25 protein-coding genes are annotated in these 24,700 nt (G+C 56.6%); 16 read left to right on the forward strand and 9 right to left on the reverse strand.

The genetic code is table 11. The annotated features are described in order from the left end of the window. Positions 1–46: 46 nt before the first annotated feature. Entirely contained in the window at positions 47–1,183 is a 1,137-nt protein-coding gene (gene rlmG / locus DEO48_RS16995) for a 23S rRNA (guanine(1835)-N(2))-methyltransferase RlmG (RefSeq protein ID WP_109845806.1), read from the reverse strand. An 83-nt stretch (positions 1,184–1,266) separates the two neighbouring features. On the opposite strand from rlmG, the gene DEO48_RS17000 reads away from it, so the two are divergent. The 4 genes from DEO48_RS17000 to sstT all read left to right on the forward strand — a co-directional run bounded on the left by DEO48_RS17000 (position 1,267) and on the right by sstT (position 5,527). After that, complete coding sequence (locus DEO48_RS17000; protein WP_109845807.1) at positions 1,267–1,770, forward strand: YgjP-like metallopeptidase domain-containing protein; 504 nt, start codon at positions 1,267–1,269, stop codon at positions 1,768–1,770. 70 nt (positions 1,771–1,840) lie between these two features. Next, positions 1,841–2,839: a Gfo/Idh/MocA family protein gene (locus DEO48_RS17005; RefSeq protein WP_109845808.1), complete on the forward strand. Its 999-nt coding sequence runs from the start codon at positions 1,841–1,843 to the stop codon at positions 2,837–2,839. 250 nt (positions 2,840–3,089) lie between these two features. After that, on the forward strand, positions 3,090–4,058 hold the full coding sequence (locus tag DEO48_RS17010; protein ID WP_023309283.1) for a TerC family protein: 969 nt from the start codon (positions 3,090–3,092) through the stop codon (positions 4,056–4,058). A 227-nt stretch (positions 4,059–4,285) separates the two neighbouring features. Further along, entirely contained in the window at positions 4,286–5,527 is a 1,242-nt protein-coding gene (sstT, locus tag DEO48_RS17015; RefSeq protein ID WP_029739668.1) for a serine/threonine transporter SstT, read from the forward strand. A gap of 138 nt (positions 5,528–5,665) precedes the next feature. On the opposite strand, the gene DEO48_RS17020 is transcribed toward sstT, so the two are convergent. Next, a complete protein-coding gene (locus DEO48_RS17020; RefSeq protein ID WP_109845809.1) occupies positions 5,666–7,153 on the reverse strand; it encodes a UxaA family hydrolase in 1,488 nt (495 codons plus the stop codon). A gap of 17 nt (positions 7,154–7,170) precedes the next feature. Then, entirely contained in the window at positions 7,171–8,583 is a 1,413-nt protein-coding gene (gene uxaC / locus DEO48_RS17025) for a glucuronate isomerase (RefSeq protein WP_109845810.1), read from the reverse strand. A 475-nt stretch (positions 8,584–9,058) separates the two neighbouring features. On the opposite strand from uxaC, the gene DEO48_RS17030 reads away from it, so the two are divergent. From DEO48_RS17030 to DEO48_RS17080, 11 genes are all read left to right on the forward strand, one after another. Next, a complete protein-coding gene (locus tag DEO48_RS17030; protein WP_109845811.1) occupies positions 9,059–10,357 on the forward strand; it encodes an MFS transporter in 1,299 nt (432 codons plus the stop codon). 115 nt (positions 10,358–10,472) lie between these two features. After that, complete coding sequence (gene exuR / locus DEO48_RS17035) at positions 10,473–11,249, forward strand: transcriptional regulator ExuR (protein ID WP_023309288.1); 777 nt, start codon at positions 10,473–10,475, stop codon at positions 11,247–11,249. Between the two features lie 344 nt (positions 11,250–11,593). Further along, on the forward strand, positions 11,594–12,256 hold the full coding sequence (gene yqjA / locus DEO48_RS17040) for a DedA family general envelope maintenance protein YqjA (RefSeq protein WP_023309289.1): 663 nt from the start codon (positions 11,594–11,596) through the stop codon (positions 12,254–12,256). Between the two features lie 2 nt (positions 12,257–12,258). Next, the gene (mzrA, locus tag DEO48_RS17045) at positions 12,259–12,642 is read left to right on the forward strand and encodes an EnvZ/OmpR regulon moderator MzrA (protein WP_023309290.1); all 384 of its coding nucleotides are present in this window, start codon (positions 12,259–12,261) and stop codon (positions 12,640–12,642) included. Positions 12,643–12,784: 142 nt separating this feature from the next. Further along, positions 12,785–13,153: a DUF1090 domain-containing protein gene (locus DEO48_RS17050; RefSeq protein ID WP_008503142.1), complete on the forward strand. Its 369-nt coding sequence runs from the start codon at positions 12,785–12,787 to the stop codon at positions 13,151–13,153. A 31-nt stretch (positions 13,154–13,184) separates the two neighbouring features. Beyond that, complete coding sequence (locus DEO48_RS17055; protein ID WP_008503141.1) at positions 13,185–13,490, forward strand: YqjD family protein; 306 nt, start codon at positions 13,185–13,187, stop codon at positions 13,488–13,490. A 1-nt stretch (position 13,491) separates the two neighbouring features. Further along, positions 13,492–13,890 carry a phage holin family protein gene (locus tag DEO48_RS17060; protein WP_014885329.1) on the forward strand — a complete coding sequence of 133 codons (399 nt, stop codon included), beginning with the start codon at positions 13,492–13,494 and terminating at the stop codon, positions 13,888–13,890. Further along, positions 13,887–14,183, forward strand: a complete 297-nt coding sequence (locus DEO48_RS17065; RefSeq protein ID WP_109845812.1) for a YqjK-like family protein — start codon at positions 13,887–13,889, stop codon at positions 14,181–14,183. Before DEO48_RS17060 ends, DEO48_RS17065 begins: the two co-directional genes overlap by 4 nt. Before the next feature lie 252 nt (positions 14,184–14,435). Continuing rightward, positions 14,436–14,828 (forward strand): DoxX family protein, encoded by a 393-nt coding sequence (locus tag DEO48_RS17070; RefSeq protein WP_023309292.1) that lies wholly within the window; start codon positions 14,436–14,438, stop codon positions 14,826–14,828. A gap of 71 nt (positions 14,829–14,899) precedes the next feature. Beyond that, a complete protein-coding gene (locus DEO48_RS17075) occupies positions 14,900–15,886 on the forward strand; it encodes a glutathione S-transferase family protein (protein ID WP_109845813.1) in 987 nt (328 codons plus the stop codon). Between the two features lie 106 nt (positions 15,887–15,992). Continuing rightward, complete coding sequence (locus tag DEO48_RS17080; protein ID WP_104950042.1) at positions 15,993–16,358, forward strand: DUF805 domain-containing protein; 366 nt, start codon at positions 15,993–15,995, stop codon at positions 16,356–16,358. 47 nt (positions 16,359–16,405) lie between these two features. Here the strand turns inward: DEO48_RS17080 and DEO48_RS17085 are convergent, their stop codons facing one another. Next, entirely contained in the window at positions 16,406–17,308 is a 903-nt protein-coding gene (locus tag DEO48_RS17085) for a LysR family transcriptional regulator (RefSeq protein ID WP_109845814.1), read from the reverse strand. 104 nt (positions 17,309–17,412) lie between these two features. Between DEO48_RS17085 and DEO48_RS17090 the strand changes: the two genes are divergently transcribed. Continuing rightward, positions 17,413–18,114, forward strand: coding sequence for a pirin family protein (locus DEO48_RS17090; protein WP_023309295.1), 702 nt, complete (start codon positions 17,413–17,415; stop codon positions 18,112–18,114). Between the two features lie 90 nt (positions 18,115–18,204). Here DEO48_RS17090 and DEO48_RS17095 read toward each other — a convergent pair whose 3' ends face one another. The 5 genes from DEO48_RS17095 to tdcB all read right to left on the reverse strand — a co-directional run bounded on the left by DEO48_RS17095 (position 18,205) and on the right by tdcB (position 24,647). Further along, entirely contained in the window at positions 18,205–18,615 is a 411-nt protein-coding gene (locus tag DEO48_RS17095) for a Spy/CpxP family protein refolding chaperone (protein WP_033146727.1), read from the reverse strand. Positions 18,616–18,767: 152 nt separating this feature from the next. Next, the gene (gene pflB / locus DEO48_RS17100) at positions 18,768–21,062 is read right to left on the reverse strand and encodes a formate C-acetyltransferase (RefSeq protein WP_023309297.1); all 2,295 of its coding nucleotides are present in this window, start codon (positions 21,060–21,062) and stop codon (positions 18,768–18,770) included. 15 nt (positions 21,063–21,077) lie between these two features. Continuing rightward, positions 21,078–22,286 carry a propionate kinase gene (gene tdcD, locus DEO48_RS17105; protein ID WP_109845831.1) on the reverse strand — a complete coding sequence of 403 codons (1,209 nt, stop codon included), beginning with the start codon at positions 22,284–22,286 and terminating at the stop codon, positions 21,078–21,080. A 30-nt stretch (positions 22,287–22,316) separates the two neighbouring features. Next, positions 22,317–23,648, reverse strand: a complete 1,332-nt coding sequence (gene tdcC, locus DEO48_RS17110; protein ID WP_029739656.1) for a threonine/serine transporter TdcC — start codon at positions 23,646–23,648, stop codon at positions 22,317–22,319. Between the two features lie 9 nt (positions 23,649–23,657). Further along, positions 23,658–24,647, reverse strand: a complete 990-nt coding sequence (gene tdcB / locus DEO48_RS17115; RefSeq protein ID WP_109845832.1) for a bifunctional threonine ammonia-lyase/L-serine ammonia-lyase TdcB — start codon at positions 24,645–24,647, stop codon at positions 23,658–23,660. Positions 24,648–24,700 lie beyond the last annotated feature (53 nt).

A 24,700-nucleotide genomic window follows, 5' to 3' on the forward strand; every position in this document is an offset into this window, starting at 1 on the left:
ACGCGCGGCGGGCAATTGCGCAGGGCACCCAGCTTGCACTGGTTATTTAACGACGACGTCCCAGCTTCACCGCCTTCAGCACCACGAACTTATTGTTCGTCGCAATGGTGACGCAGTTGCCGAAAATCTTCTTCAGCTTGTGGAAGTAGTCCAGGTGGCGGTTCGCCACGATGTATAGCTCGCCGTTGATTTTCAGGCAGCGGCGCGCGTGGTGGAACATCTCCCACGCGACGTTATCCGTCAGGGCGTGCTTCTGGTGGAACGGCGGGTTGCAGAACACGGCGTTGAAGCGGAACGGCTCTACGCCGGACAGCGCGTTGTTGATCATAAACTCGCAGCGGTCCAGCGCTTCCGGCATGTTGGTTTCCACGTTCAGACGGCTGGAGGCCACCGCCATCGGCGATTCGTCGCTGAACACCACGCTGGCGTCCGGGTTCTTCGCCAACAGCGTCAGGCCAATCACGCCGTTACCGCAGCCCAGATCGACAATCTCACCTTCCAGATTTTCCGGCAGATGTTCCATAAAGAAACGCGCGCCGATATCCAGCCCGGTGCGGGAGAAGACGTTCGCGTGGTTGTGGATGGTCCAGTCGGTCCCTTCCAGCTTCCAGCTCAGGGTCTCCGGCGCGTCGGTCAGCTCCGGTGCGCTGAAGGTACAGTTGATCAGGCGCGCTTTTTTCCAGGCCAGCGTCGTGGTGGTCGGGCCGAGGACCTTCTCGAACAGCTCGAGCGTCGAGGTGTGAATATCGCGCGCTTTGGCTCCCGCGATAATGCGCGTTTCCGGCGTCACGACCTTACGCAGCGCGCGCAGCTGTTGCTCCAGCAGCGCCATGGTTTTTGGCACTTTGATCAGCACCACGCCCGGCGCCTGCGGGTAGTCCGCGGTGCTGTCGAGGAACTTCACGCTGGATTCTTCGATGTCGTTATGGCGCAGGTTTTCACGCGTCGCCAGCTCGCTCAGGTAGGAATCGCCGATGCTGTAAGGCGTGTGCTCCGCCAGGGCGCAGCCCAGCGCGCCAAAGGCGTCATTCAGGATCAAAACCGGGCCGCGGATTTCAGTCTCATCCAACTGCTGCAGCAGATATTCATCCGCCGCTTCCCACGCCTGAAGCGGGTTAACGTCATCCGTTTCCGGGAAACGTTTAAGGTTGAGTGAACGGAAACCGTTGTCTAAGTGGCTCATCGGCCCTCCTGAATGGTAAAATTTGGCGTATCCCTGAAAAGGGTGCGTGAGTATACCCGTTTTATTGTCGATTTGGGGCGTTGATGAACCAACTTACTTATCTCCAGGGCTATCCGGAGCATTTACTGACTCAGGTTCGCAGCCTGATTGCCGAGCAGAAGCTCGGCGCGGTGCTGGAAAAACGCTATCCCGGCACCCACGATTTCGCGACCGATAAGGCCCTCTGGCAGTATACGCAGGATCTGAAAAGCCGGTATCTGAGGAGCGCGCCGCCGATCAACAAGGTAATGTATGACAACAAGATCCACGTGCTGAAAAACGCGCTCGGCCTGCACACCGCCGTCTCCCGCGTACAGGGCGGCAAGCTGAAGGCGAAGGCCGAAATCCGCGTCGCGACGGTTTTCCGTAACGCGCCGGAAGCCTTTCTGCGGATGATCGTCGTCCACGAGCTGGCGCACCTGAAGGAGAAAGAGCACGACAAAGCGTTCTATTCCCTGTGCTGCCACATGGAGCCGCAGTACCACCAGCTGGAGTTTGATACCCGGCTGTGGCTTACGCATTTATCGTTAAATGGTAATGCGGAATAGCGCACGCGAATTGTCATGATGACGTGCTACAGTGGCTAAAGGTTCCCCGCTACGGAGTACGTAAACGTTTATGATACGTTTCGCAGTCATTGGAACGAACTGGATCACGCGCCAGTTCGTCGACGCCGCCCACGAAACCGGCAAACTGAAACTTACCGCAGTCTATTCCCGCAGCCTTGAGCAGGCGCAGAGTTTTGCCAACGATTACCTCGTTGAGCATCTCTTCACCTCGCTTGATGACATGGCGCAAAGCGACGCCATTGACGCGGTGTATATCGCCAGCCCGAACTCCCTGCACTTCCCGCAAACGAAGCTGTTCCTCAGCCACAAAAAACATGTGATTTGCGAGAAGCCGCTGGCGTCAAATATTGAGGAAGTGGAAGCGGCCATTGCGCTTGCCCGCGAAAACCAGGTGGTGCTGTTCGAAGCCTTCAAAACCGCCAGCCTGCCGAATTTCCTGCTGCTGCAGCAGTCCCTGCCGAAAATTGGCAAGGTGCGTAAAGCCTTTATCAACTACTGCCAGTACTCGTCGCGCTACCAGCGCTATCTCGACGGCGAGAACCCGAACACCTTTAATCCGGCCTTCTCTAACGGCTCGATTATGGACATAGGTTTCTACTGCCTGGCCTCTGCCGTGGCCCTGTGGGGCGAGCCGCATGGCGTGACGGCCACCGCCAGCCTGCTGGAGAGCGGCGTGGATGCGCACGGTGTAGTGGTGCTGGATTACGGTGATTTCAGCGTCACGCTGCAGCACTCCAAGGTGAGCGATTCCGCGCTGCCGAGCGAAATTCAGGGCGAAGCGGGCTCGCTGGTTATCGAGAAGATCTCCGAATGCCAGAAGGTGAGCTTTGTGCCGCGCGGCGGCAAAGCGCAGGAGCTGACGCAGCCTCAGCATATTAACACTATGCTCTATGAGGCAGAGGTCTTCGCCCGTCTGGTGGAAGACAACGAAGTGAATCACCCAGGCCTTGCGGTGAGCCGCACCACGGCGAAGCTGCAGACGGAGATCCGCCGTCAGACAGGCGTGGTGTTCCCGGCTGACGGCGTGAGCGCGGAAGCTATCGCGTAAAGCTGTGTAATGAAACGGCGCAGACCATTGACGAAACCAATGGTCTGACATATTTTGTTACCTGCAAAGGGGAGTAACTTCTTCGTCGGTGGATCGTCATTACGATGCGTTAAACACGCATCCGGTCGCCGGGCAACCTTCGTGGTTGTAAGTGAGACCTTGCCGGAAGGCGAGGTCTATGCATAAAAAGCTAACGGCTATCGTCTTCTGACCATGGCCGTTTTTGTTTTTTATGTGTAAGGAAAATAGTATGCATTCTGTCGGCACTCCAATGTTGTGGGGCGGATTCGCGGTTGTCGTGCTCATCATGCTGGCGATCGACCTCTTTTTGCAGGGGCGTCGCGGCGCGCACGGCATGACCATGAAACAGGCCGCCGCCTGGTCGCTGGTGTGGGTCACCCTCTCCCTGCTTTTCTGTGCCGCCTTCTGGTGGTATCTGGCCTCGACCGAAGGCCGCGCGGTGGCCGATCCTCAGGCACTCGCCTTCCTCACCGGCTATCTGATTGAAAAAGCCCTGGCGGTGGATAACGTCTTCGTCTGGCTGATGCTGTTCAGCTATTTCGCCGTGCCTGCGGCCCTGCAGCGACGCGTGCTGGTCTACGGCGTGCTGGGCGCGATTATCCTGCGTACCATCATGATCTTCGCCGGCAGCTGGCTGATTACCCAGTTCGAATGGCTGCTGTACGTCTTCGGCGCGTTTCTGCTGTTCACCGGGGTCAAAATGGCGCTGGCGAAAGAGGACGGCTCCGCGATTGGCGATCGCCCGCTGGTGAAGTGGATCCGTGGACACCTGCGCATGACCGACAAGATCGAGAGCGAGCACTTCTTCGTGCGCAAGAACGGCCTGCTGTTTGCCACCCCGCTGCTGCTGGTGCTGATTCTGGTTGAGCTGAGCGACGTGATTTTCGCGGTGGACAGCATTCCGGCGATCTTCGCGGTGACCACCGACCCGTTCATCGTCCTGACCTCAAACCTGTTCGCCATTCTCGGCCTGCGTGCGATGTACTTCCTGCTGGCAGGCGCGGCGGAGCGCTTCTCAATGCTGAAGTACGGTCTGTCGGTGATCCTGGTGTTTATCGGTATCAAGATGCTGATCGTCGATTTCTACCATATCCCGATCGCCATTTCGCTCGGCGTGGTGTTTGGCATCCTGATCGTGACGCTGATTATCAATACCTGGGTTAACCGCCAGCACGATAAGAAGCAGCAGGTGGAATAAAAGGGCTGATGCCCTCACCCCGACCCTCTCCCACAGGGAGAGGGTGAACACACTTTTGTAACGCAGCAGTTAAAAAATATGATGCAACACGTAAAATCCAGCATTTTACGCTTCCTTCCTTTCGCGCATTCCCTATACTCGACCAGGCAAACATTTACTTACATCCGGACATAAATGTGACTAAGAGCACATCCGGGATGGAACGCAATTTCACTCAGGAAATACGTATGAGCACACAATCAAGCGGACTGTTCGCGCGCCTGGCGCAGGGCAGCCTCGTTAAACAAATTCTGGTCGGGCTGGTGCTGGGTATTCTGCTGGCGATGGTGTCAAAACCTGCGGCGGAGGCCACGGGGCTGCTCGGGACCCTTTTCGTTGGCGCGCTGAAGGCCGTCGCACCGGTACTGGTTCTGATGCTGGTCATGGCGTCGATTGCCAACCACCAGCACGGACAAAAAACCAACATTCGCCCTATTTTGTTCCTGTATCTGCTGGGAACCTTCTCAGCGGCCTTAACGGCCGTGGTGTTCAGCTTCCTGTTCCCGTCCACGCTGCACCTGACCAGCGCGGCCGGTGACATCACGCCGCCATCCGGCATTGTCGAAGTGCTGCGCGGACTGCTGATGAGCATGGTTTCTAACCCCATCACCGCGCTGATGAGCGGAAACTACATTGGCATCCTGGTCTGGGCGATTGGTCTGGGCTTCGCGCTGCGTCATGGTAACGACACCACGAAAAACCTGGTCAACGATCTGTCCAACGCCGTGACCTTTATGGTGAAGCTGGTGATTCGCTTTGCGCCAATCGGTATTTTCGGGCTGGTCTCCTCTACGCTTGCAACCACCGGTTTCGACGCGCTGTGGGGCTACGCGCAGCTGCTGGTTGTGCTGGTCGGCTGTATGCTGCTGGTGGCGCTGGTGATCAACCCTCTGCTGGTGTTCTGGCAGATCCGCCGCAATCCGTATCCGCTGGTGCTGACCTGCCTGCGCGAGAGCGGCGTGTATGCCTTCTTCACCCGCAGCTCTGCGGCGAACATTCCGGTTAACATGGCGCTGGCGGAGAAGCTGAACCTGGACCGCGATACCTATTCCGTGTCGATCCCGCTGGGCGCAACCGTGAACATGGCGGGCGCGGCAATCACCATTACCGTGCTGACTCTGGCGGCGGTGCATACGCTGGGCATTCCGGTGGATCTGCCAACCGCGCTGCTGCTGAGCGTGGTGGCGTCGCTGTGTGCCTGTGGCGCATCCGGCGTGGCGGGCGGTTCGCTGCTGCTGATCCCGCTGGCGTGTAATATGTTCGGCATCCCGAACGAGATTGCGATGCAGGTTGTGGCCGTCGGCTTTATCATCGGCGTGCTGCAGGACTCCTGTGAAACCGCGCTGAACTCCTCTACCGACGTGCTGTTTACCGCAGCGGCCTGTCAGGCGGAAGACGCGCGTTTAGCGAAGAATGCCCTGCGCAGTTAACAACAAAAGCCCGGTGGCGGCTACGCCTTACCGGGCCTACAGGGTAAATGCAAAACGGCAACCAACGGTTGCCGTTTTTAGTGTTTGTACCCTCTCCCCATGGGAGAGGGTCAGGGTGAGGGCATCAGGCCGCACCGATTAAAGCGTCACACCACTCTTGAAGATCGCCAGCTCGCGGAAGTCGTTCTTCTCGTTACAGGTCTGCTTGCCGTTAGCAAATTCCACGATAGTATCCACGAACTCCGTCAGCAGCTGCGGCATGGCTTTGCCGTGAATCAGCTGGCCCGCATCAAAGTCGATCCAGTGCTTTTTCTTTGCCGCCAGCTCGCTGTTGGTAGCGATTTTCACCGTCGGCACAAAACCGCCGTACGGCGTACCGCGACCGGTACTGAACAGCACCATATGGCAGCCGGCACCCGCCAGCGCGCTGGTGGCGACCGCATCGTTGCCCGGTGCGCTCAGCAGGTTCAGACCGTGGGTTTTCAGGCGCTCGCCGTAGCGCAGCACGTCGACCACCTGGCTCGCGCCCGCTTTCTGGGTGCAGCCGAGGGATTTCTCTTCCAGCGTGGTGATCCCGCCCGCTTTGTTACCCGGCGACGGGTTCTCGTAAATCGGCTGATTGTGGGCGATGAAGTACTGTTTGAAGTCGTTCACCATGGTGACGGTCTTCTCAAAGGTCTCTTCGTCGCGGCAGTGGCTCATCAAAATACGCTCCGCGCCGAACATTTCCGGCACTTCGGTCAACACCGTCGTGCCGCCGTTGGCAATCACGTAATCCGAGAAGCGGCCCAGCATCGGATTGGCAGTAATACCGGAAAGGCCATCAGACCCGCCGCACTCCAGCCCAAACTTCAGCTCGCTCAGCTTGCCCGGCTCGCGCCTGTCGTGGCGCATCACCTCATAAAGCTGGTGAAGCTGTTCAACGCCCGCTTCCACTTCGTCGTCCTGATGCTGGCACACCATAAAATGCACGCGCTCAGGATCGAACTCGCCCAGCGTGTCGCGGAAGGCGTCCACCTGGTTATTCTCGCAGCCGAGGCCAATCACCAGCACCGCGCCCGCGTTCGGGTGACGCACCATGTTTTGCAGCATGGTGCGGGTATTGATGTGGTCGTCGCCGAGCTGCGAGCAGCCGTAAGTGTGGCTGAACAGATGCACGCCGTCAGTGCCTTCGGCATCGTTGGTCTCTTTCAGGAAACGCGTCTGAATTTGCCGCGCAATCCCGTTGACGCAGCCGACGGTCGGGAGGATCCACAGCTCGTTGCGGATCCCCACGTCGCCGCTGGCGCGACGGTAGATCTGCACCTCACGATCCGCCGCCTGACGCTCTTCTGCGGGTAAATCAGGTTGATAGCTGTACTCGTCCAGATCGCTCAGATTGGTGCGGGTATTGTGTGAGTGAATGTATTCACCCGGCGCAATATCCGCCAGCGCATGGCCGATGGGCAAACCGTACTTCACAACGTTCTCCCCTTTCGCAATGGGGATCAGGGCAAACTTGTGTCCACGAACGATCGCCTGACGCAGGGTGACGCTCTGGTTATCAACGGTCACCACGTCGCCTTCAGCGAGATCCGTCAGCGCGACGGCCACGTTATCCAGCGAATGGATTTTGATGTATTGCATATCAACCTCAAACGGCCTTAGTTCAGTTCAATGCCGAAGTAGTCACGCGCATTGTTAAAGCAGATGTTTCTCACCATTTCGCCCAACAGCTGGATATCCGCTGGCGCTTCGCCCGCGTGTACCCAGCGGCCAATCATCTGGCACAGAATGCGGCGGAAATATTCATGACGGGTATAGGACAGGAAGCTGCGGCTGTCGGTCAGCATGCCGACAAAACGGCTCAGCAGGCCCAGCTGCGCGAGCTGCGTCATCTGACGCTCCATGCCGTCTTTCTGATCGTTGAACCACCAGCCGGAACCGAACTGCATCTTGCCCGGCATTCCTTCGCCCTGGAAGTTGCCGACCATGGTACCCAGCACTTCGTTATCGCGCGGGTTCAGGCAGTACAGGATGGTTTTTGGCAGCAGGTTTTGTTCGTTCTGTTTGCTCAGCAGTTTTGACAACTCTTCCGCCAGCGGACGGTCGTTGATGGAGTCGAAGCCCACGTCAGCACCGAGCAGTTTGAACTGGCGCTGGTTGTTGTTGCGCAGCGCGCCGATGTGGTACTGCTGTACCCAGCCGCGACGCGCGTATTCCGCACCGAGGAATACCAGCACCGCCGTTTTAAACTGCGCCACTTCGTGCTCGCTTAAGCCTTCGCCAGAGAGACGACGCGCCAGAATGCTGTCCAGCTCGGCTTCGTTTGATTCCGCAAACAGCACTACGTCCAGCGCGTGGTCAGACACTTTGCAGCCGTGCGCCGCGAAGTGATCCAGACGTTTGGTCAGCGCGGTTTGCAGATCGGTGAAACGACGGATGTCGGTATCGGACACTTCCGCCAGCTTCGCCATGTAGTCGGTGAAGGTGGCCTGCTCAATGTTGAAGGCTTTGTCCGGGCGCCAGCTTGGCAGCACTTTGATATCAAAAGAGGTGTCTTTCGCGACAACGGCATGATGCTCCAGGGAGTCGATCGGATCGTCGGTAGTGCCCACCATCTTCACGTTCATCTGCTTCATGATGCCGCGCGCGGAGAAGTTATCCTGCGCCAGCAGCGCGTTGCACCGATCCCAGATTTCATCCGCGGTCGTTGGGGAAAGCAACTTGCCGGTGATGCCAAACGGACGGCGGAGCTCAAGATGGGTCCAGTGGTAGAGCGGGTTGCCGATGGTGTGCGGTACGGTTGCCGCCCAGGCGTCAAACTTCTCGCGGTCGGTCGCATCGCCGGTACACAGGCGCTCAGCCACGCCGTTGGTGCGCATGGCACGCCATTTGTAGTGGTCACCCTTCAGCCAGATGTCATACAGGTTTTTGAAGCGATAATTTTCGGCAACCTGCTGCGGCGGTAAATGGCAGTGGTAGTCGAAAATCGGCTGGTCTTTTGCGTAGTCGTGGTACAGGCGGCGAGCAAATTCGGTATCTAACAGAAAGTCTTCGGTCATAAACGGCGTCATTATCGTCTTCCTCATTACGGGAGCGCAGAAAGCGTATGTTCATATGCTGCAAAGTTATCACACCAATTTCCACCAACCGAAGCTTTTTTCGTGAGTGAGATCAATAAACGCCAACAAATAAATTACCCTCAATGGAGTAAACCCTTCTGCAGACCCCGCCAGTACTGGCTTTGCGCGCGATGATTAATGTCCCCACAAAGAATCATACATTTGTGATGTCACTCACCTTTTAAAGCTGTATGACAAGTTATCTTTTCGCCGTCGCAAACTATAAGCCGACGGAATGCATTACCGGTGTGAGAGACATCGGGTTTAACGGTACGGATACCGACTTATGCACGCTTACTTATGGCAAGGTTCGGGCCGTTCCGGGACATGCTCCTGGTTACGCCCCTCCCGTTACACAACTGCTCCCGGAAACGGTTGAGAGGTTGCCGTGCTCTGGCGCGGAAATAACATAACGATGAGGTTTTAGATGCGTAAAATTAAAGGGTTACGTTGGTATATGATCGCACTGGTGACGTTAGGCACCGTGCTGGGCTACCTGACGCGTAACACGGTGGCAGCAGCAGCGCCAACGTTGATGGAAGAGCTGCATATCTCCACGCAGCAATACTCCTACATCATTGCCGCCTATTCCGCGGCTTATACCATCATGCAGCCTGTTGCGGGCTATGTGCTGGATATTCTCGGAACCAAAATCGGTTATGCCTTCTTCGCCATCGCCTGGGCGGTGTTCTGCGGTGCAACCGCGCTGGCAGGCAGCTGGGGTGGACTGGCGCTGGCGCGCGGTGCGGTCGGTGCGGCAGAAGCCGCGATGATCCCGGCGGGTCTGAAGGCCAGCTCCGAGTGGTTCCCGGCGAAAGAGCGTTCCATTGCGGTCGGCTACTTCAACGTGGGCTCGTCCATTGGGGCGATGATAGCGCCGCCGCTGGTGGTGTGGGCCATCGTGATGCACAGCTGGCAGATGGCGTTCATCATCTCAGGCGTGCTGAGCTTTGCCTGGGCGATGGCGTGGCTGTTTTTCTATAAACACCCGCGCGATCAGAAAAAACTCTCCGAAGAAGAACGTGAATACATCATTGGCGGTCAGGAAGCGCAGCATCAGACCAACAACGGCAAAAAAATGACCGTCTGGCAGATCCTGGGCACCCGTCAGTTCTGGGGTATCGCCCTGCCGCGCTTCCTGGCTGAACCGGCCTGGGGTACCTTTAACGCGTGGATCCCCCTGTTCATGTTTAAAGTTTACGGCTTTAACCTGAAAGAGATCGCGATGTTCGCCTGGATGCCAATGCTGTTCGCTGACCTGGGCTGTATCGTGGGCGGCTACCTGCCACCGCTCTTCCAGCGCTGGTTTGGCGTGAACCTGATCGTTTCTCGTAAGATGGTGGTGACCATGGGCGCGCTGCTGATGATCGGCCCAGGCATGATCGGCCTGTTCACCAGCCCGTACGTCGCCATTGCCCTGCTGTGCATCGGTGGCTTTGCTCACCAGTCCCTGTCCGGCGCGCTGATTACGCTCTCGTCTGACGTCTTTGGTCGTAACGAAGTGGCAACCGCCAACGGCCTGACCGGCATGGCCGCCTGGACCGCGAGCACCATGTTTGCACTGGTGGTCGGCGCGCTGGCGGATACCATCGGCTTCAGCCCGCTGTTCGCGGTGCTGGCGATCTTTGACCTGATGGGTGCAGTGGTTATCTGGACGGTGCTGAAAAGCAAATCGGCAGAAGAGCTGGCGAAGGAGTCGCTCGGCAAACCGGCTACGCAGAGTTAGCGAAAATACGTTTCAACTAAGCCGCCTCCGGGCGGCTTTTTTAATGGCAAAATCTGGAGAGTGGCACGCAAAAGTGGTATAACAAATCATCTGCCGTACCCTGCCTGGAGCGCATATGGAAATCACCGAACCACGTCGTTTATATCAACAACTTGCTGCGGAGCTGAAAGATCGCATCGAGCAAGGGGTCTATCTTGTCGGTGATAAACTTCCCGCCGAGCGCTTCATCGCGGATGAAAAAAGCGTCAGCCGCACCGTGGTGCGTGAAGCGATTATCATGCTGGAAGTGGAAGGCTACGTTGAGGTACGCAAAGGTTCCGGCATTCACGTGATTTCTAATCTGCCTAAACACTCTCCCGTCGCGGACGAAAGTCTGGAATTCGCCAGCTATGGCCCGTTTGAGCTGCTCCAGGCTCGCCAGCTGATCGAAAGCAATATTGCTGAGTTTGCGGCGACGCAGGTGACCAAGCAGGACATCATGAAGCTGATGGAAATCCAGGAGAATGCCCGTAAGGAAAAATGTTTCCGCGATTCAGAGTGGGATCTGCAGTTCCACGTTCAGGTCGCCCTGGCAACCCAAAATACGGCGCTGGCGGCTATCGTAGAAAAAATGTGGACTCAGCGCGTTCACAACCCGTACTGGAAAAAACTACACGACCATATCGATTCCCGTACCGTCGACAACTGGTGCGACGATCACGACCAAATCCTTAAGGCGCTGATTCGTAAAGATCCGCATGCCGCTAAGCTGGCGATGTGGCAGCACCTGGAAAACACCAAGCAGATGCTGTTCAACGAAACCAGCGATGACTTCGAATTTAACGCTGACCGCTATCTTTTTGCCGATAATCCGGTTGTTCATCTCGATACGGCTTCCAGTGCCGCAAAATAGATGACCTTTCTGCTGGCAGGCGCTACGTTGCGCCTTCCGGCTTATATGGGTAAGCAAAACATATATAGTGTCAGCCTTTGTAAATCCCCTCGCTCACTTCCTGGGCTTACGCCAAAATCAACTCACCCCTGCAAATTCTGTGACGCAGAACGTTGGGCTTTGTTACAATTGGATTCAATTCCTTATTTTGTAAGTTAGTGCTTGCTAACCAGCCAATTAACAGGGAACAGTGTTGGCCACACCGCAATGTGTCCGCGAGCGACCATAATGAAATCACAACAACGTCGCCGTGCTGTTTGTCCCGGATAACAGGCGTGACGTTAACCGATTTCCAGGAACACTGAATGGAACTTTTGACCCAACTGCTGCATGCCCTCTGGGCGCAGGATTTTGAAACGCTGGCCAACCCTTCCATGATTGGCATGCTCTATTTCGTCTTGTTTATGATCCTGTTCCTAGAGAACGGTTTGCTGCCTGCTGCCTTCCTGCCCGGTGACAGTTTGCTGGTGCTTGTCGGCGTGCTGTGTGCCAAAGGGGCGATGGCGTTTCCACACACCATTTTATTACTGACCGTGGCGGCCAGTCTCGGCTGCTGGGTGAGCTATATCCAGGGACGATGGCTGGGCAATACCCGTATCGTCCAGAACTGGCTCTCTCATCTTCCCGCGCATTATCACCAACGGGCGCACCACCTGTTCCACAAGCACGGGCTTTCCGCGCTGCTGATTGGCCGCTTTATCGCCTTTGTTCGCACCCTGCTGCCGACCATTGCCGGTCTGTCGGGGTTGAGCAGCGCGCGCTTCCAGTTCTTTAACTGGATGAGCGGCCTGCTATGGGTGCTTATTTTGACGACGCTCGGCTATGCGTTGGGTAAAACGCCGGTCTTTATGAAATATGAAGACCAGCTGATGTCCTGCCTGATGCTGCTTCCTGTGGTTCTGCTGGTCTTCGGCCTGATTGGCTCACTGGTTGTCCTATGGAAGAAGAAATACGGAGCCAGAGGCTAACGATGGTTATCTCACCGCTCGCCCTGCGCCGTTTTGCCGTTGCCGTGATTACGCTGATCGTCCTCAGCGCCATGCTGCTGGCATGGAGCGCGCTTTCCCATCAGGAATCGACGCTGGCCATCCGCCCGGTAAACCAGGGCGCCAGCGTGCCTGACGGTTTTTCTGTCTGGCATCATCTGGACGCGAACGGGATCCGCTTTAAGAGCATTACCCCGCAGGACGACGTTTTACTGATCAAGTTTGATTCCCGTGCGCAAAGTGCCGCCGCGAAAGTGGTTCTCGACCGTACGCTGCCGCACGGGTATATCATTGCCCAGCAGGAAGATGACAGCCAGCCTGCAGCCTGGCTGTCATTGATTCGCGATACGTCGCATCGGTTTGGATAACTTCCAGGATTCCGAATCTTTTCACTCACTTTGGTGAATCCCCCGTTTACTTACTATGCTTAAGTACGCGGAGCACCCCTCAATGTACTCCGCATAACTTTGGATAGCGGCAAACGCCGCAACACAATGGAAGGTTTCGATAATGAAATTCCGCATGACTCTGGCTCTGGCCCTTTTTTCTTTAAGCACAGCATCCTTCGCAAACTCTCTCTGTCAGGAGAAAGAACAGGATATTCAGCGTGAGATCGGTTATGCCGAAAAGCATAACAATCAGCACCGTGTTGATGGTCTTAAAAAAGCGCTGAGCGAAGTGAAAGCGAACTGTTCAGACAGCAAGCTTCGTGCCGACCACCAGAAGAAAATCGCTGAACAGAAGGACGAGATAGCCGAGCGCCGTCGCGACCTGCAGGAAGCGAAAGAGAAAGGAGATGCGGAAAAAATTGCCAAGCGCGAGAAGAAGTTGAAAGAAGCGCAGGATGACCTGAAAGCGCTGGAAGCTCGCGATTATTGAGTTAACGGAAATCTCAACAGGAGAGAGAATCATGTCAAAAGATACGACGTCTGAACATCTGCGCGCTGAACTGAAATCCCTGGCCGATACCCTTGAAGAGGTGCTGAACTCCTCTGCTGACAAGTCAAAAGAAGAGGTCAGCAAGCTGCGCAGCAAGGCGGAGCAGGCGCTGAAAGAGAGCCGCTATCGCCTGGGTGAAACCGGTGATGCGCTGGCGAAACAGACCCGCGAAGCGGCTGCCCGCGCGGACGAATATGTGCGTGATAATCCATGGACGGGTGTAGGGATTGGTGCCGCAGTGGGTGTGGTACTGGGTGTCCTTCTGACGCGTCGTTGATATGGAAGATCCTCGTCACGCACAAGGGCCTGCTAACAACGTCCTCGGCATCGGCCAGCGTATTTTAACGACGCTGGTCGGGATTGCCGAAACGCGCGTCCGGCTGGCAGTGGTCGAACTGGAAGAGGAGAAAGCGAACCTCTTCCAGATGCTGCTGATGCTCGGACTGACCATGCTCTTCGCCGCGTTTGGTCTGATGAGCCTGATGGTGTTAATCATCTGGGCCATCGATCCGCAGTATCGTCTTAACGCGATGATTGCCACCACCGTCGTTCTACTGGTCGCCGCGTTGATAGGCGGTATCTGGACGCTGCGTAAAGCGCGCAAATCCACTTTCCTGCGCCATACGCGTCAGGAGCTGGCAAACGATCGCGCTCTGCTGGAGGATGACAAGCCGTGAGCGATAAAGCGGAACGTCAGAAGCGAAAAGCGTACCTGTTAAGCCAGATCCAGCAGCAAAGGCTGGATCTGTCTGCCAGCCGCCGCGACTGGATTGACGCGACGCGACGGTTTGACCGCGGCTGGAACACCTTCCTGAGCCTGCGCTCATGGGCGCTGGTCGGCAGCAGCGTGATGGCGATCTGGACGGTTCGTCATCCGAACATGCTCATCCGCTGGGCACGTCGTGGATTCGGCGCCTGGAGCGCCTGGCGTCTGGTGAAAACCACGTTGCGGCAGCAGCAGCTGCGGTAATAAAAGCAAAACGGTAACTCAGGTTACCGTTTTTTGTTTTTGCGCCCTCTCCCTGTGGGAGAGGGTTGGGATAAGGGCACCAGCGCGCACGCCCCTTACTCAATATCTTTGAAGAAGATTGACAGTTTTCCTTGCTAACAATTACCACCCGCCCCGTTTATTATCCTCTCCATCGACAGCAACGCCGCGGTATCTACCCGGAATTGCAGACAAATAATGTTCAGCCGCTCATGTGGTTTCCTGGAGAGTAAAATGAAAAAATTAGAAGATGTTGGTGTACTGGTCGCGCGTATTCTGATGCCAATTCTGTTCATCGTGGCAGGTTGGGGAAAAATCACCGGTTATGCGGGTACCCAGCAGTATATGGAAGCCATGGGCGTTCCGGGGTTCCTGCTGCCACTGACCATTCTTCTTGAGTTCGGCGGCGGCCTGGCGGTACTGTTCGGCTTCCTGACCCGTACCACCGCGCTGTTTACCGCAGGCTTCACCGTGCTGACAGCGTTCATCTTCCACAGCAACTTTGCGGAAGGCGTGAACTCTCTGATGTTCATGAAAAACCTGACCATCGCGGGTGGCTTCCTGCTGCTGGCCGTCACTGGCCCGGGCGCATACAGCATTGACCGCGTTCTGAATAAGAAGTGGTAAGCACGCTATACTGAATGAACACAAAGCGAGGAGACATCTCCTCGCTTTTGCTATCTGACGGAGGAGAAAAAATGGGACAACTCGTAGACGGCGTATGGCAGGATGTCTGGTATGACACCAAATCCACCGGAGGTCGCTTCAAGCGCTCAGTTTCGGCCTTCCGTAGCTGGCTGACCGCCGACGGTGCGCCAGGCCCGAGCGGCGAAGGCGGCTTCGCGGCTGAGAAAGACCGTTATCATCTTTATGTTTCGCTTGCCTGCCCGTGGGCACACCGCACGCTGATTGTGCGCAAGCTTAAAGGTCTCGAATCCTTAATTCCGGTTTCGGTCGTGAACCCGCTGATGCTGGAAAACGGCTGGACGTTTGACAGTGATTTCCCCGCGGCGACCGGCGACGATCTTTACCACCACGATTTCCTTTACCAGCTCTATCTGCGCGCCGATCCTCACTACACCGGGCGCGTTACCGTGCCGGTCCTGTGGGACAAGAAAAACCAGACGATTGTCAGCAATGAGTCTGCGGAAATCATCCGCATGTTCAATACCGCGTTTGACGCGCACGGCGCCCGTGCCGGAGATTACTATCCGGCTGAGCTGCGTGAGAAAATTGACGAGCTGAACAGCTGGATTTACGACAACGTCAACAACGGTGTCTACAAGGCCGGTTTCGCCACCAGCCAGGAAGCGTATAACGAAGCGGTCGGAAAGGTGTTTGAATCGCTTGAGCGTCTCGAGCAGATCCTGGGCCAGCATCGCTACCTGACGGGCGATCGCCTGACGGAAGCGGACATTCGCCTGTGGACCACGCTGGTGCGCTTCGATCCGGTCTATGTCACCCACTTTAAGTGCGACAAGCACCGCATCAGCGATTACCTGAACCTGCATGGTTTCCTGCGCGACATCTACCAGATGCCGGGTATTGCCGACACGGTCGACTTCGACCATATCCGCACCCACTATTTCCGCAGCCATAAAACCATCAACCCGACGGGCATTATCTCCATTGGGCCGTGGCAGGATCTGGATGAACCTCACGGGCGCGACGTCCGATTTGGATAAATACGAAGGGCATCACCAGATGCCCTTTTTTAATTCACAATCTCCATCTATCCTTACCTCGATCGCTTAGAAAACAAGTGATTGACTGACTAATGAGGCAAGGAAAATGGACTGGTATTTAAAAGTACTGCGTAACTACATTGGATTTGGTGGCCGTGCCCGCCGCAAAGAGTACTGGATGTTCGTTCTGGTGAACTTCATTCTCATTATGGTGCTGGGTATTGTGGATAAAATTCTTGGCTGGGAGCGGGCTGGCGGTGAAGGCGTGCTGACCACCATTTACGGCCTGTTAGTCTTGCTGCCATCTTGGGCGGTGCTGTTCCGTCGACTGCACGACACCGATCGTTCAGCGTGGTGGCTACTGCTGCTGCTGATCCCGCTTGTTGGCTGGATCGTGATTTTGATCTTCAACTGCCAGAGCGGGACGCCGGGCGAAAACCGCTTTGGTCCGGATCCTAAGATCGGCGCATAAAAAAAGCCCGGTGGCGCTTACGCTTACCGGGTCTACCAATTACGATTTTATTTATTGTATTGCGTGAAAAGCTTCGGAATTTCGCGTAAACACCATGATTTGGCTTCGCCCATGCTGTCACGGCGCCACGCCATAATGATATCCACCTCGTGGCTATATTCTGGGCTGACTACGCGCAGCCGCCCTTCAGCAATATCCTGTTCGACAAACGGGTACGGCATCGTCGCCACGCCCAGACCGGCCAGCAGCGCCTGACGTTTGTCTTCCAGTGAGGTGACCGTCAGACGAGGCTGCTTATCCAGCAGCTGCACCGTCAGCACCGGACGCTCGCGCGCGGTGTCCGCTACCGCCACGCCGCGATACTTCACGCGCGTCACTTCAGAGAGCGGCTCCGGCTCCTGGTGAATCGGGTGATTGGGTGCGGCAACATAGACGTTCATCACGCTGTAGAGCTTGCGCGAGTTGATTTCCGATGAGGAACGGAAGTGCATGTCCGGCGCAATCACAATATCCGCCCTGCCCGTTTCCAGACGTTCCCACGCGCCTGCCAGCACCTCGGTGATGATTGATAGCTGCGTATTGGCCTTCGCCGCCAGGCGGTCCACCAACGGAAACAGCGCTTCAGTCGGCACCAGCGCTTCGGTAACTAACGTCAGATGGGTTTCCCAGCCGCGCGCCAGCGCTTCGGCGTCTGTCGTGAGCTTGTCCGCCGCTTCCAGCAGCACGCGGCCGCGCTCCAGCAGCATTCGTCCCACGTTGGTGAATTTTGTTCGATGACCGGAGCGGTCAAACAGCACCACGTCCAGCTCTTCCTCCAGCTTCTGCATGGTGTAGCTTAGCGCAGACGGAACGCGCCCCAGCTCATCTGCCGCCGCCGCAAAACTGCCGCGCCGGTCAATCGCGTCCATAACGCGAAGCGCCTCAAGCGTCAATGCTCTCTCTTTAGCCATCTCGTTCTCATTCAGGAAATTTGAACATACCGGGCAGAATATCTGGCTAACAATGCAGCGTCCATACCTTTACCATTGTTTTAGTGTAAAGAGAGGTCAAGTTTATGATTACGACAAGAACAGCTAAACAGTGCGGACAAGCCGATTTCGGTTGGCTGCAGGCCCGCTACACCTTTTCCTTTGGACACTACTTTGACCCTAAACTCCTCGGTTACGCTTCACTGCGCGTGTTGAATCAGGAAGTGCTCGCCCCGGGCGCCTCCTTCCAGCCGCGTACGTACCCGAAAGTCGATATCCTGAACCTGATCCTGGAAGGCGAGGCAGAATACCGCGATAGCGAGGGCAATCATGTCCAGGCAAAGGCTGGCGAAGCGTTGTTAATTTCCACGCAGCCGGGCATCAGCTACAGCGAGCATAACCTCAGCAAAGATAAAACGCTGACCCGTATGCAGCTGTGGCTGGACGCCTGCCCCGAGCGTGAAAATCCGCTGGTGCAGAAGTTAGATTTAACGGGCGATAAGCAGCAGCTGATTGCATCGCCGGACGGCAGTAAAGGTAGCCTGCAGCTGCGCCAGCAGGTGTGGCTGCACCATATCGAACTGAAGAAAGGTGAACAGGCGAGCTTCCAGCTTCATGGTCCGCGCGCCTATTTACAGTCTATTCACGGTACGGTACATGCGGTGACGCACACGGAAGAGAAAGAAGCGCTCACCTGCGGCGACGGGGCGTTTATTCGTGATGAAGCGAACATCACCCTGGTGGCGGATACGCCGCTGCGCGCGCTGCTGATTGATTTGCCGGTTTAAAAAATACTCACACCCTAACCCTCTCCCAGTGGGAGAGGGAACCGATCGATCCACGGCAGAATCATCCGGCGCTGTTCACGACGTACGAAATCACTCTGCCAGCGCGTTAGCCATATCGGTTCTAATCTGCTTACGCTGTTCCGGCGTCAACACCTGGCTGACGTCGAAGTAATATTTCACGCGGTAATAGCGGGTCTGCTCTTCAATTTTGCTAAAGGCAGCAAGCTGGCTTTTCACCGTGCTTTCGTCCCATTTACCCGCCTGGAACATGTCGATCAGCGCGCCGTCCTTCACGCCCGTCATCGGGATCTTACTGACATTTTGTTCCAGCTGCTTATGCAGATCTTCAATCTTCTTAACCTGCTCATTGCTGAGCTTCAGGTGCTGTACCAGCGGATCCTGCGAGGGAGACGGGGCAGCCTCAACGTTCGCGGCCTGTGCCGTAAAACTGCACGCTGCCAGCGAGGCGGCGACCAGCGCAATACGGGTCATTTTCATCATCTTACTGTCCTTACATGCTGTGATAGGGAAAAGCAGGCGTATTGTTTTTCAAGAGCGGATGAATATGTGTGAATAATTATATAAACAATTTTGTATGTTTAGCGGGCAAAAAAATGCCCCCAGGGTTGAGGGGGCATGAGACCTGGATGTCATCAGATAGATTGCGTAAACGTCCTCGAAATCACATCCTGCTGCTGCTCGCGCGTCAGGGCGTTAAAACGCACCGCATAGCCTGAAACGCGGATCGTCAGGTTCGGGTAATTCTCGGGATGCGCGATGGCATCGAGGAGCATTTCCCGATTCATGACGTTGACGTTCAGATGCTGCCCGCCCTCAATGGACGCTTCGTGATGGAAGTACCCGTCCAGCAGCCCCACCAGGTTGGTTTTGCGCACCAGCTCGTCCTTGCCCAGCGCCTGCGGCACGATGGAGAAGGTGTAGGAGATCCCGTCTTTCGCATAGGTGAACGGCAGCTTGGCCACCGACGTTAGCGAGGCCACGGCCCCTTTTCTGTCGCGGCCGTGCATCGGATTCGCGCCTGGCGCAAACGGCGTGCCGCCGCGGCGTCCGTCCGGCGTGTTCCCGGTCTTCTGGCCGTATACCACGTTGGAGGTGATGGTCAGGATCGACTGGGTTGGCACCGCGTTGCGGTAGGTTGGCAGCGCCTGAATTTTCTTCATAAAGCGCTCCACCAGGTCGCAGGCGATGCTGTCCACGCGGTCGTCGTTGTTGCCGTACTGCGGATAGTCCCCTTCAATCACAAAATCGACCGCCAGACCGGTGTGGTCGCGCACTGGCTTCACCGTGGCGTATTTAATGGCCGACAGGGAATCCGCCGCCACGGACAGCCCGGCAATGCCGCAGGCCATGGTGCGATAGACGTCGCGGTCATGCAGCGCCATCAGCGAGGCTTCGTAACTGTACTTATCATGCATGTAGTGAATGAGGTTCAGGGCGCTGATGTACTGCACCGCCAGCCAGTCCATAAAGTGATCGAGGCTCGCCATCACGGTATCGTAATCCAGCACGTCATCCAGCAGCGGCTCGGTTTTCGGGCCGACCTGGATCTTCAGCTTCTCGTCCACCCCGCCGTTGATCGCGTACAGCAGCGTTTTGGCGAGGTTGGCGCGCGCGCCAAAGAACTGCATCTGCTTGCCGATCACCATCGGGCTGACGCAGCAGGCAATGGCGTAGTCGTCGCTGTTGAAGTCCGCACGCATCAGATCGTCGTTCTCATACTGCAGCGAAGAGGTGACGATCGACACCTGCGCGGCGTATTTCTTGAACGCGATCGGCAGTTGTTCAGACCAGAGGATCGTCAGGTTCGGCTCCGGCGCAGGCCCCATGGTGTGCAGGGTATGCAGATAGCGGAAGCTGTTTTTGGTCACCAGCGTGCGCCCGTCCAGCCCCATGCCGCCGATCACTTCCGTCGCCCAGATCGGATCGCCGGAGAAGAGCGTGTCGAACTCCGGCGTGCGCAGGAAGCGCACCATGCGGATCTTCATGATGAAGTGGTCGATCAGCTCCTGCGCCTGGACTTCATTCAGGCGCCCCGCCTGCATGTCGCGTTCAATGTAGATATCGAGGAACGAGGCCGTGCGCCCCAGCGACATCGCCCCACCGTTCTGGGATTTCACCGCTGCAAGGTAGGCAAAATAGACCCACTGCACCGCTTCCTGGGCGTTCATCGCCGGACGTGAAATATCAAAGCCATAGTTCGCCGCCATCTGCTGGATCTGCAGCAGCGCGCGCCTGTGCTCCGCCAGCTCTTCACGCAGGCGGATCGTCGCCTCCAGATCTTCACCGCGCTCCAGCCTGCCCTGCAGATCGGCAAACTGAAGTTCGCGCTCGCGCACCAGATAAGCGATCCCGTACAGCGCCACGCGGCGATAATCGCCGATGATGCGTCCGCGCCCGTAGCCGTCCGGCAGACCGGTCAGCACGCCGGATTTACGGCAGCGCATCATCTCCGGGGAGTAGACGTCAAACACGCCCTGGTTGTGGGTTTTGCGCAGGTCGGTAAACAGGTATTCGAACTGCGGATCCATCTCCCGGCCATAGGCTTCGAACGAGCTGCGGATCATGTTGATCCCGCCATAAGGATGCAGCGCGCGCTTGAGCGGCTTATCGGTTTGCAGGCCGACGATCGTCTCCAGATCCTGGTCGATATAGCCCGGCCCGTGGGCCGTAATGGTGGTGGCAATGTTGGTGTCAAAATCCACCGGGGCGTGGGTGGCATTCTCCTGGCGAATGCCGACCATTACCTTCTGCCACAGCGCCGTCGTTGCTGGCGTCGCCTGCGCGAGGAAAGCTTCATCACCTTCATAAGGGGTGTAGTTATGCTGAATAAAATCGCGGACGTTGACGGCGTTTTTCCATTCTTCACCGCGAAACCCGGCCCATGCGTCGCTGTAGGGCGCGACGCCCGTATCGATTGTTACTTTCATGTGTTTCTCGCTTTATCAGGCGTAAGCCGCGGCCGGGGTAACCTTTCCAAGACGGAGGGCGTCCAGCGCGATCATTTTTTCTTCGTTGGTAGGGATAACCGCGCAGGCCACGCGGGACGATTCGGTGGAGATCACGCGCTCTCCCGCGCTCCCCGGCAGGGCATTTTTGGCGTCGTCGAGGATGATGCCGAAGACTTTCAGATGTTCCGCCACCAGCGCGCGGACAAGCTTCGAATTTTCGCCAATGCCGCCGGTAAAGACCACCCCATCCAGGCGGTGCAGCGACGCCGCGTGCCCGGCGATATGCCGCGCAATGCGGTGAACGAAGGTATGGATAGCCAGCTGCGCACGCTCGTTGCCTTCGTGCCAGGCTTTCTCCAGCGCGCGTAAATCGGAGGAGATGCCGGAGATCCCCAGCAGCCCGGACTCTTTATTGACCACGCGCTCCAGATCCTCGAACGACTGGCCGGTCTGCTGGGCAATCCACGCCATCGCGCCGAAGTCCACGTCGCCGCAGCGCGTCCCCATTACCAGCCCTTCCAGCGGCGTCATCCCCATCGAGGTGTCGACGCTTTCGCCGTTGCGCACCGCGCAGATGGAGGCTCCGTTGCCGAGATGGGCAATCACCAGGCCGCTGTCATCGGGGGACAGCCCGAGAAGCGTATGCGCCTGCGCGGCCACGTAGCGGTGAGAGGTGCCGTGGAAGCCGTAGCGGCGCACGCCCAGCTCTTCAAAATAGCGGTACGGCAATCCGTACAGATACGCCTGCGGCGGCAGCGTCTGGTGGAAGCTGGTATCAAATACCGCCACCTGCTGCACGCCCGGGAACAGACGCTCTGCGGCTTCCACGCCGCTCAGGTTGGCGTAGTTATGCAGTGGCGCCAGCGGGGAAACCTGTCGGATCTGCGCGATCGCCTCTTCCGTGATCAGGGTCGACTCGCTGAAGAGATTTCCCCCGTGCGCAATGCGGTGGCCAATTAAGGCCACGCTGCTCATCAGGTTACGCTTCTCCAGCTCCAGGGCGATGGCAGCCAGCGCCCCTTCGTAGTCCTGGTGAGCCAGTCTGGCCGGCTCACCCCCGTTCACGGAAATAAAGGCCTTCTCGGTGTTGATCCCATCTGCAATGCCCGTCATCAGGGCATCGTAGCTGCTGGCGTCGAGCACCGAAAACTTAACAGAGGACGATCCGCAGTTAATAACCAGTACAACCGGAAACTCAATCATCATGTGACTCCGCTCTTCCTGAGCAATGGGTTAGAACAGTTTGTAAACGATATTCAGAATGGTCAGCAGCCCGACCGCGGTAACGAAAATGTTCTCGGTACGCCCTTTGTACTTCGCCAGCGCCGGTGCTTTGCGGATGGCATACATCGGCAGCAGGCACAGCAGAGAGGCGATGATTGGTGCGCCCATGGCTTCAATAAGGTCCAGAATGTTCGGGTTGGCGTAGGCCACAACCCAGGTGGAGCCCATGATGAACACCATGCTGATGGTGTTCAGCTTGCCAACGGAGACTTTCTTCTTATCGCCCTTGTAGCCGAACTTGAGGATCAGGCCGTTCAGCCCTTCCAGCGTGCCCAGGTAATGACCGAAGAAGGATTTGAAGATAGCGACCAGCGCGATGATGGAGGCACCGTATTCCAGTACCGTCGCGAACGTCGATTTGGTGCCAGACATTGACGCAAAGTGGTTCGCCAGGTAAGAGAGCACCGGAATGTTCTGCGCCTTAGCGTCCGCCATGTTCTGCGGAGAGAGCGTAAACAGGCAGCTAAAGGCGAAGAACATCACCACGGCCACCATCAGCAGGCTGGCGCGACCGATGATTTTGGAACATTTCTGCTCGGTGAACGCTTTCCCGAACTCCGGCTCGTACTCTTCGCGCTTGGAGACCACAAACGAGGAGACGATAGGCGAGAAGTTGAAGGAGAAGACCATGATGGAGATACCCAGCCACACCGTGACCAGAATGCCGTCATGACCGGTGAAGGCGATATCGCTCAGGTTGACCTGGTCAATCACCGCCGAGTTCCAGTAAGGGATCAGCGACAGGGAAATCAGCACCAGGCTGGCGATAAACGGGAACACCAGGAAGCTCATGACCTTCACCATCAGGTCTTTACCAAACCAGATAACAAAGGCCATCAGCAGCAGCAGGAACAGCGCCACCACGCCGCGGTTCAGCGCAGGTAGCTGGAGCTGGTTTTCCCAGAAGGTCATAAAGGTGTTGGTAATGGTGACGCCGTAAATCCACAGCAGCGGGCAAATAGCGAAGAAGTAGAGGAAGGTGATCACCACCCCGCCGGTTTTTCCAAAGTGCTCTTCCACCGTTTCGGTGATGTTGCCCGAGACGTTGCTGCCGGAGAGGCACAAACGCGCCAGCGCGCGGTGGCAGTAAAACGCAATCGGGAACGCGAGAACCAGCATCAGCAGGATAGGGATCAATCCACCAAAGCCAGCGCGAATGGGGAAGAACAGCACGCCTGCGCCAATGGCGGTACCAAACAGGCCAAGCGTCCAGGTGGTATCAGACTTACGCCAGGAGGACGTTTTTGTCTGGCCAACGATAATGCTTTCTGTGTTGCTCATAGGTCACCTTTATGCGTCAACGAAGCCGGTAATTTGGGAAACACGGGAGAGATCGATATTGCCACCGGAAATAATGCAGACGGTTTTACGACCCTGAATATAGCGATCGAGCTTGCCGCTTAATAACGCGGCACAGGCCAGCGCGCCGGCACCTTCCGTCACCACTTTATTACGCTGAATAAGCGCGATCATGCTGTCGCGAATGTTGTCTTCGCTGACCAGCACAATGTCATCAACCAGCTCGCGAACAATTTCGAACGGTAAATTACCGGGACGAGAAACATCACAGCCATCGGCCAGCGTGCCGGTAACGCGATGGCTCATTATTTCTCCGGCCTGATACGATGCCGCCATGCCGTGAACATTTTCTGACTGCACGCCGATGATATTAATGGTGGGGTTGATGGATTTAATTGCCGTCGCAATCCCGGCAATTAAACCGCCGCCGCCGATAGGCACAATAACGTTATCCACGTCGTATAAATCTTCGAGAATTTCCAGACCGATGGTGCCCTGCCCGGCGATCACTTTGGCATCATCGTATGGCGGAATAAAAATACGCCCTTCCATCTCGACGATTTCGCTGACTTTGGCAATGGTGTCGTTGAAGTTCTCGCCGTGCAGCACAACTTCCGCCGAGTAGTCGCGCGTCGCGGCCACTTTAGACTTCGGCGCGCCCATCGGCATCACCACTTTGCCGTCGATGCCGAGCATCGCGCAGGAGAGGGACACACCCTGCGCGTGGTTCCCCGCGGAGCAGGCGACAACGCCTTTGCGTTTTTCAGCGTCGGTCAGCGAGCTTAATTTGTTAAACGCGCCGCGGATCTTAAACGAGCCGGTACGCTGCATGTTCTCAAACTTCAGGAATATTTCGCCCTTGCAGCGTTCGCTAAGATAATTCGAGCGCGGCATACCGGTTTTATATATTTTTCCTGCCAGTCGTTTTCTGGCGTCCTGAATATCTTCAATCGTTACCGGGAGATCGTAGGTAATATGCATAATATCCTCGTTATAATAATTCATTCTTTTCAGGCAAAGTCAGGGTATCAGAG

Source organism: Enterobacter sp. CGMCC 5087 (assembly GCF_003144775.1).
In the GTDB taxonomy this organism is placed as follows: domain Bacteria; phylum Pseudomonadota; class Gammaproteobacteria; order Enterobacterales; family Enterobacteriaceae; genus Enterobacter; species Enterobacter cloacae_M.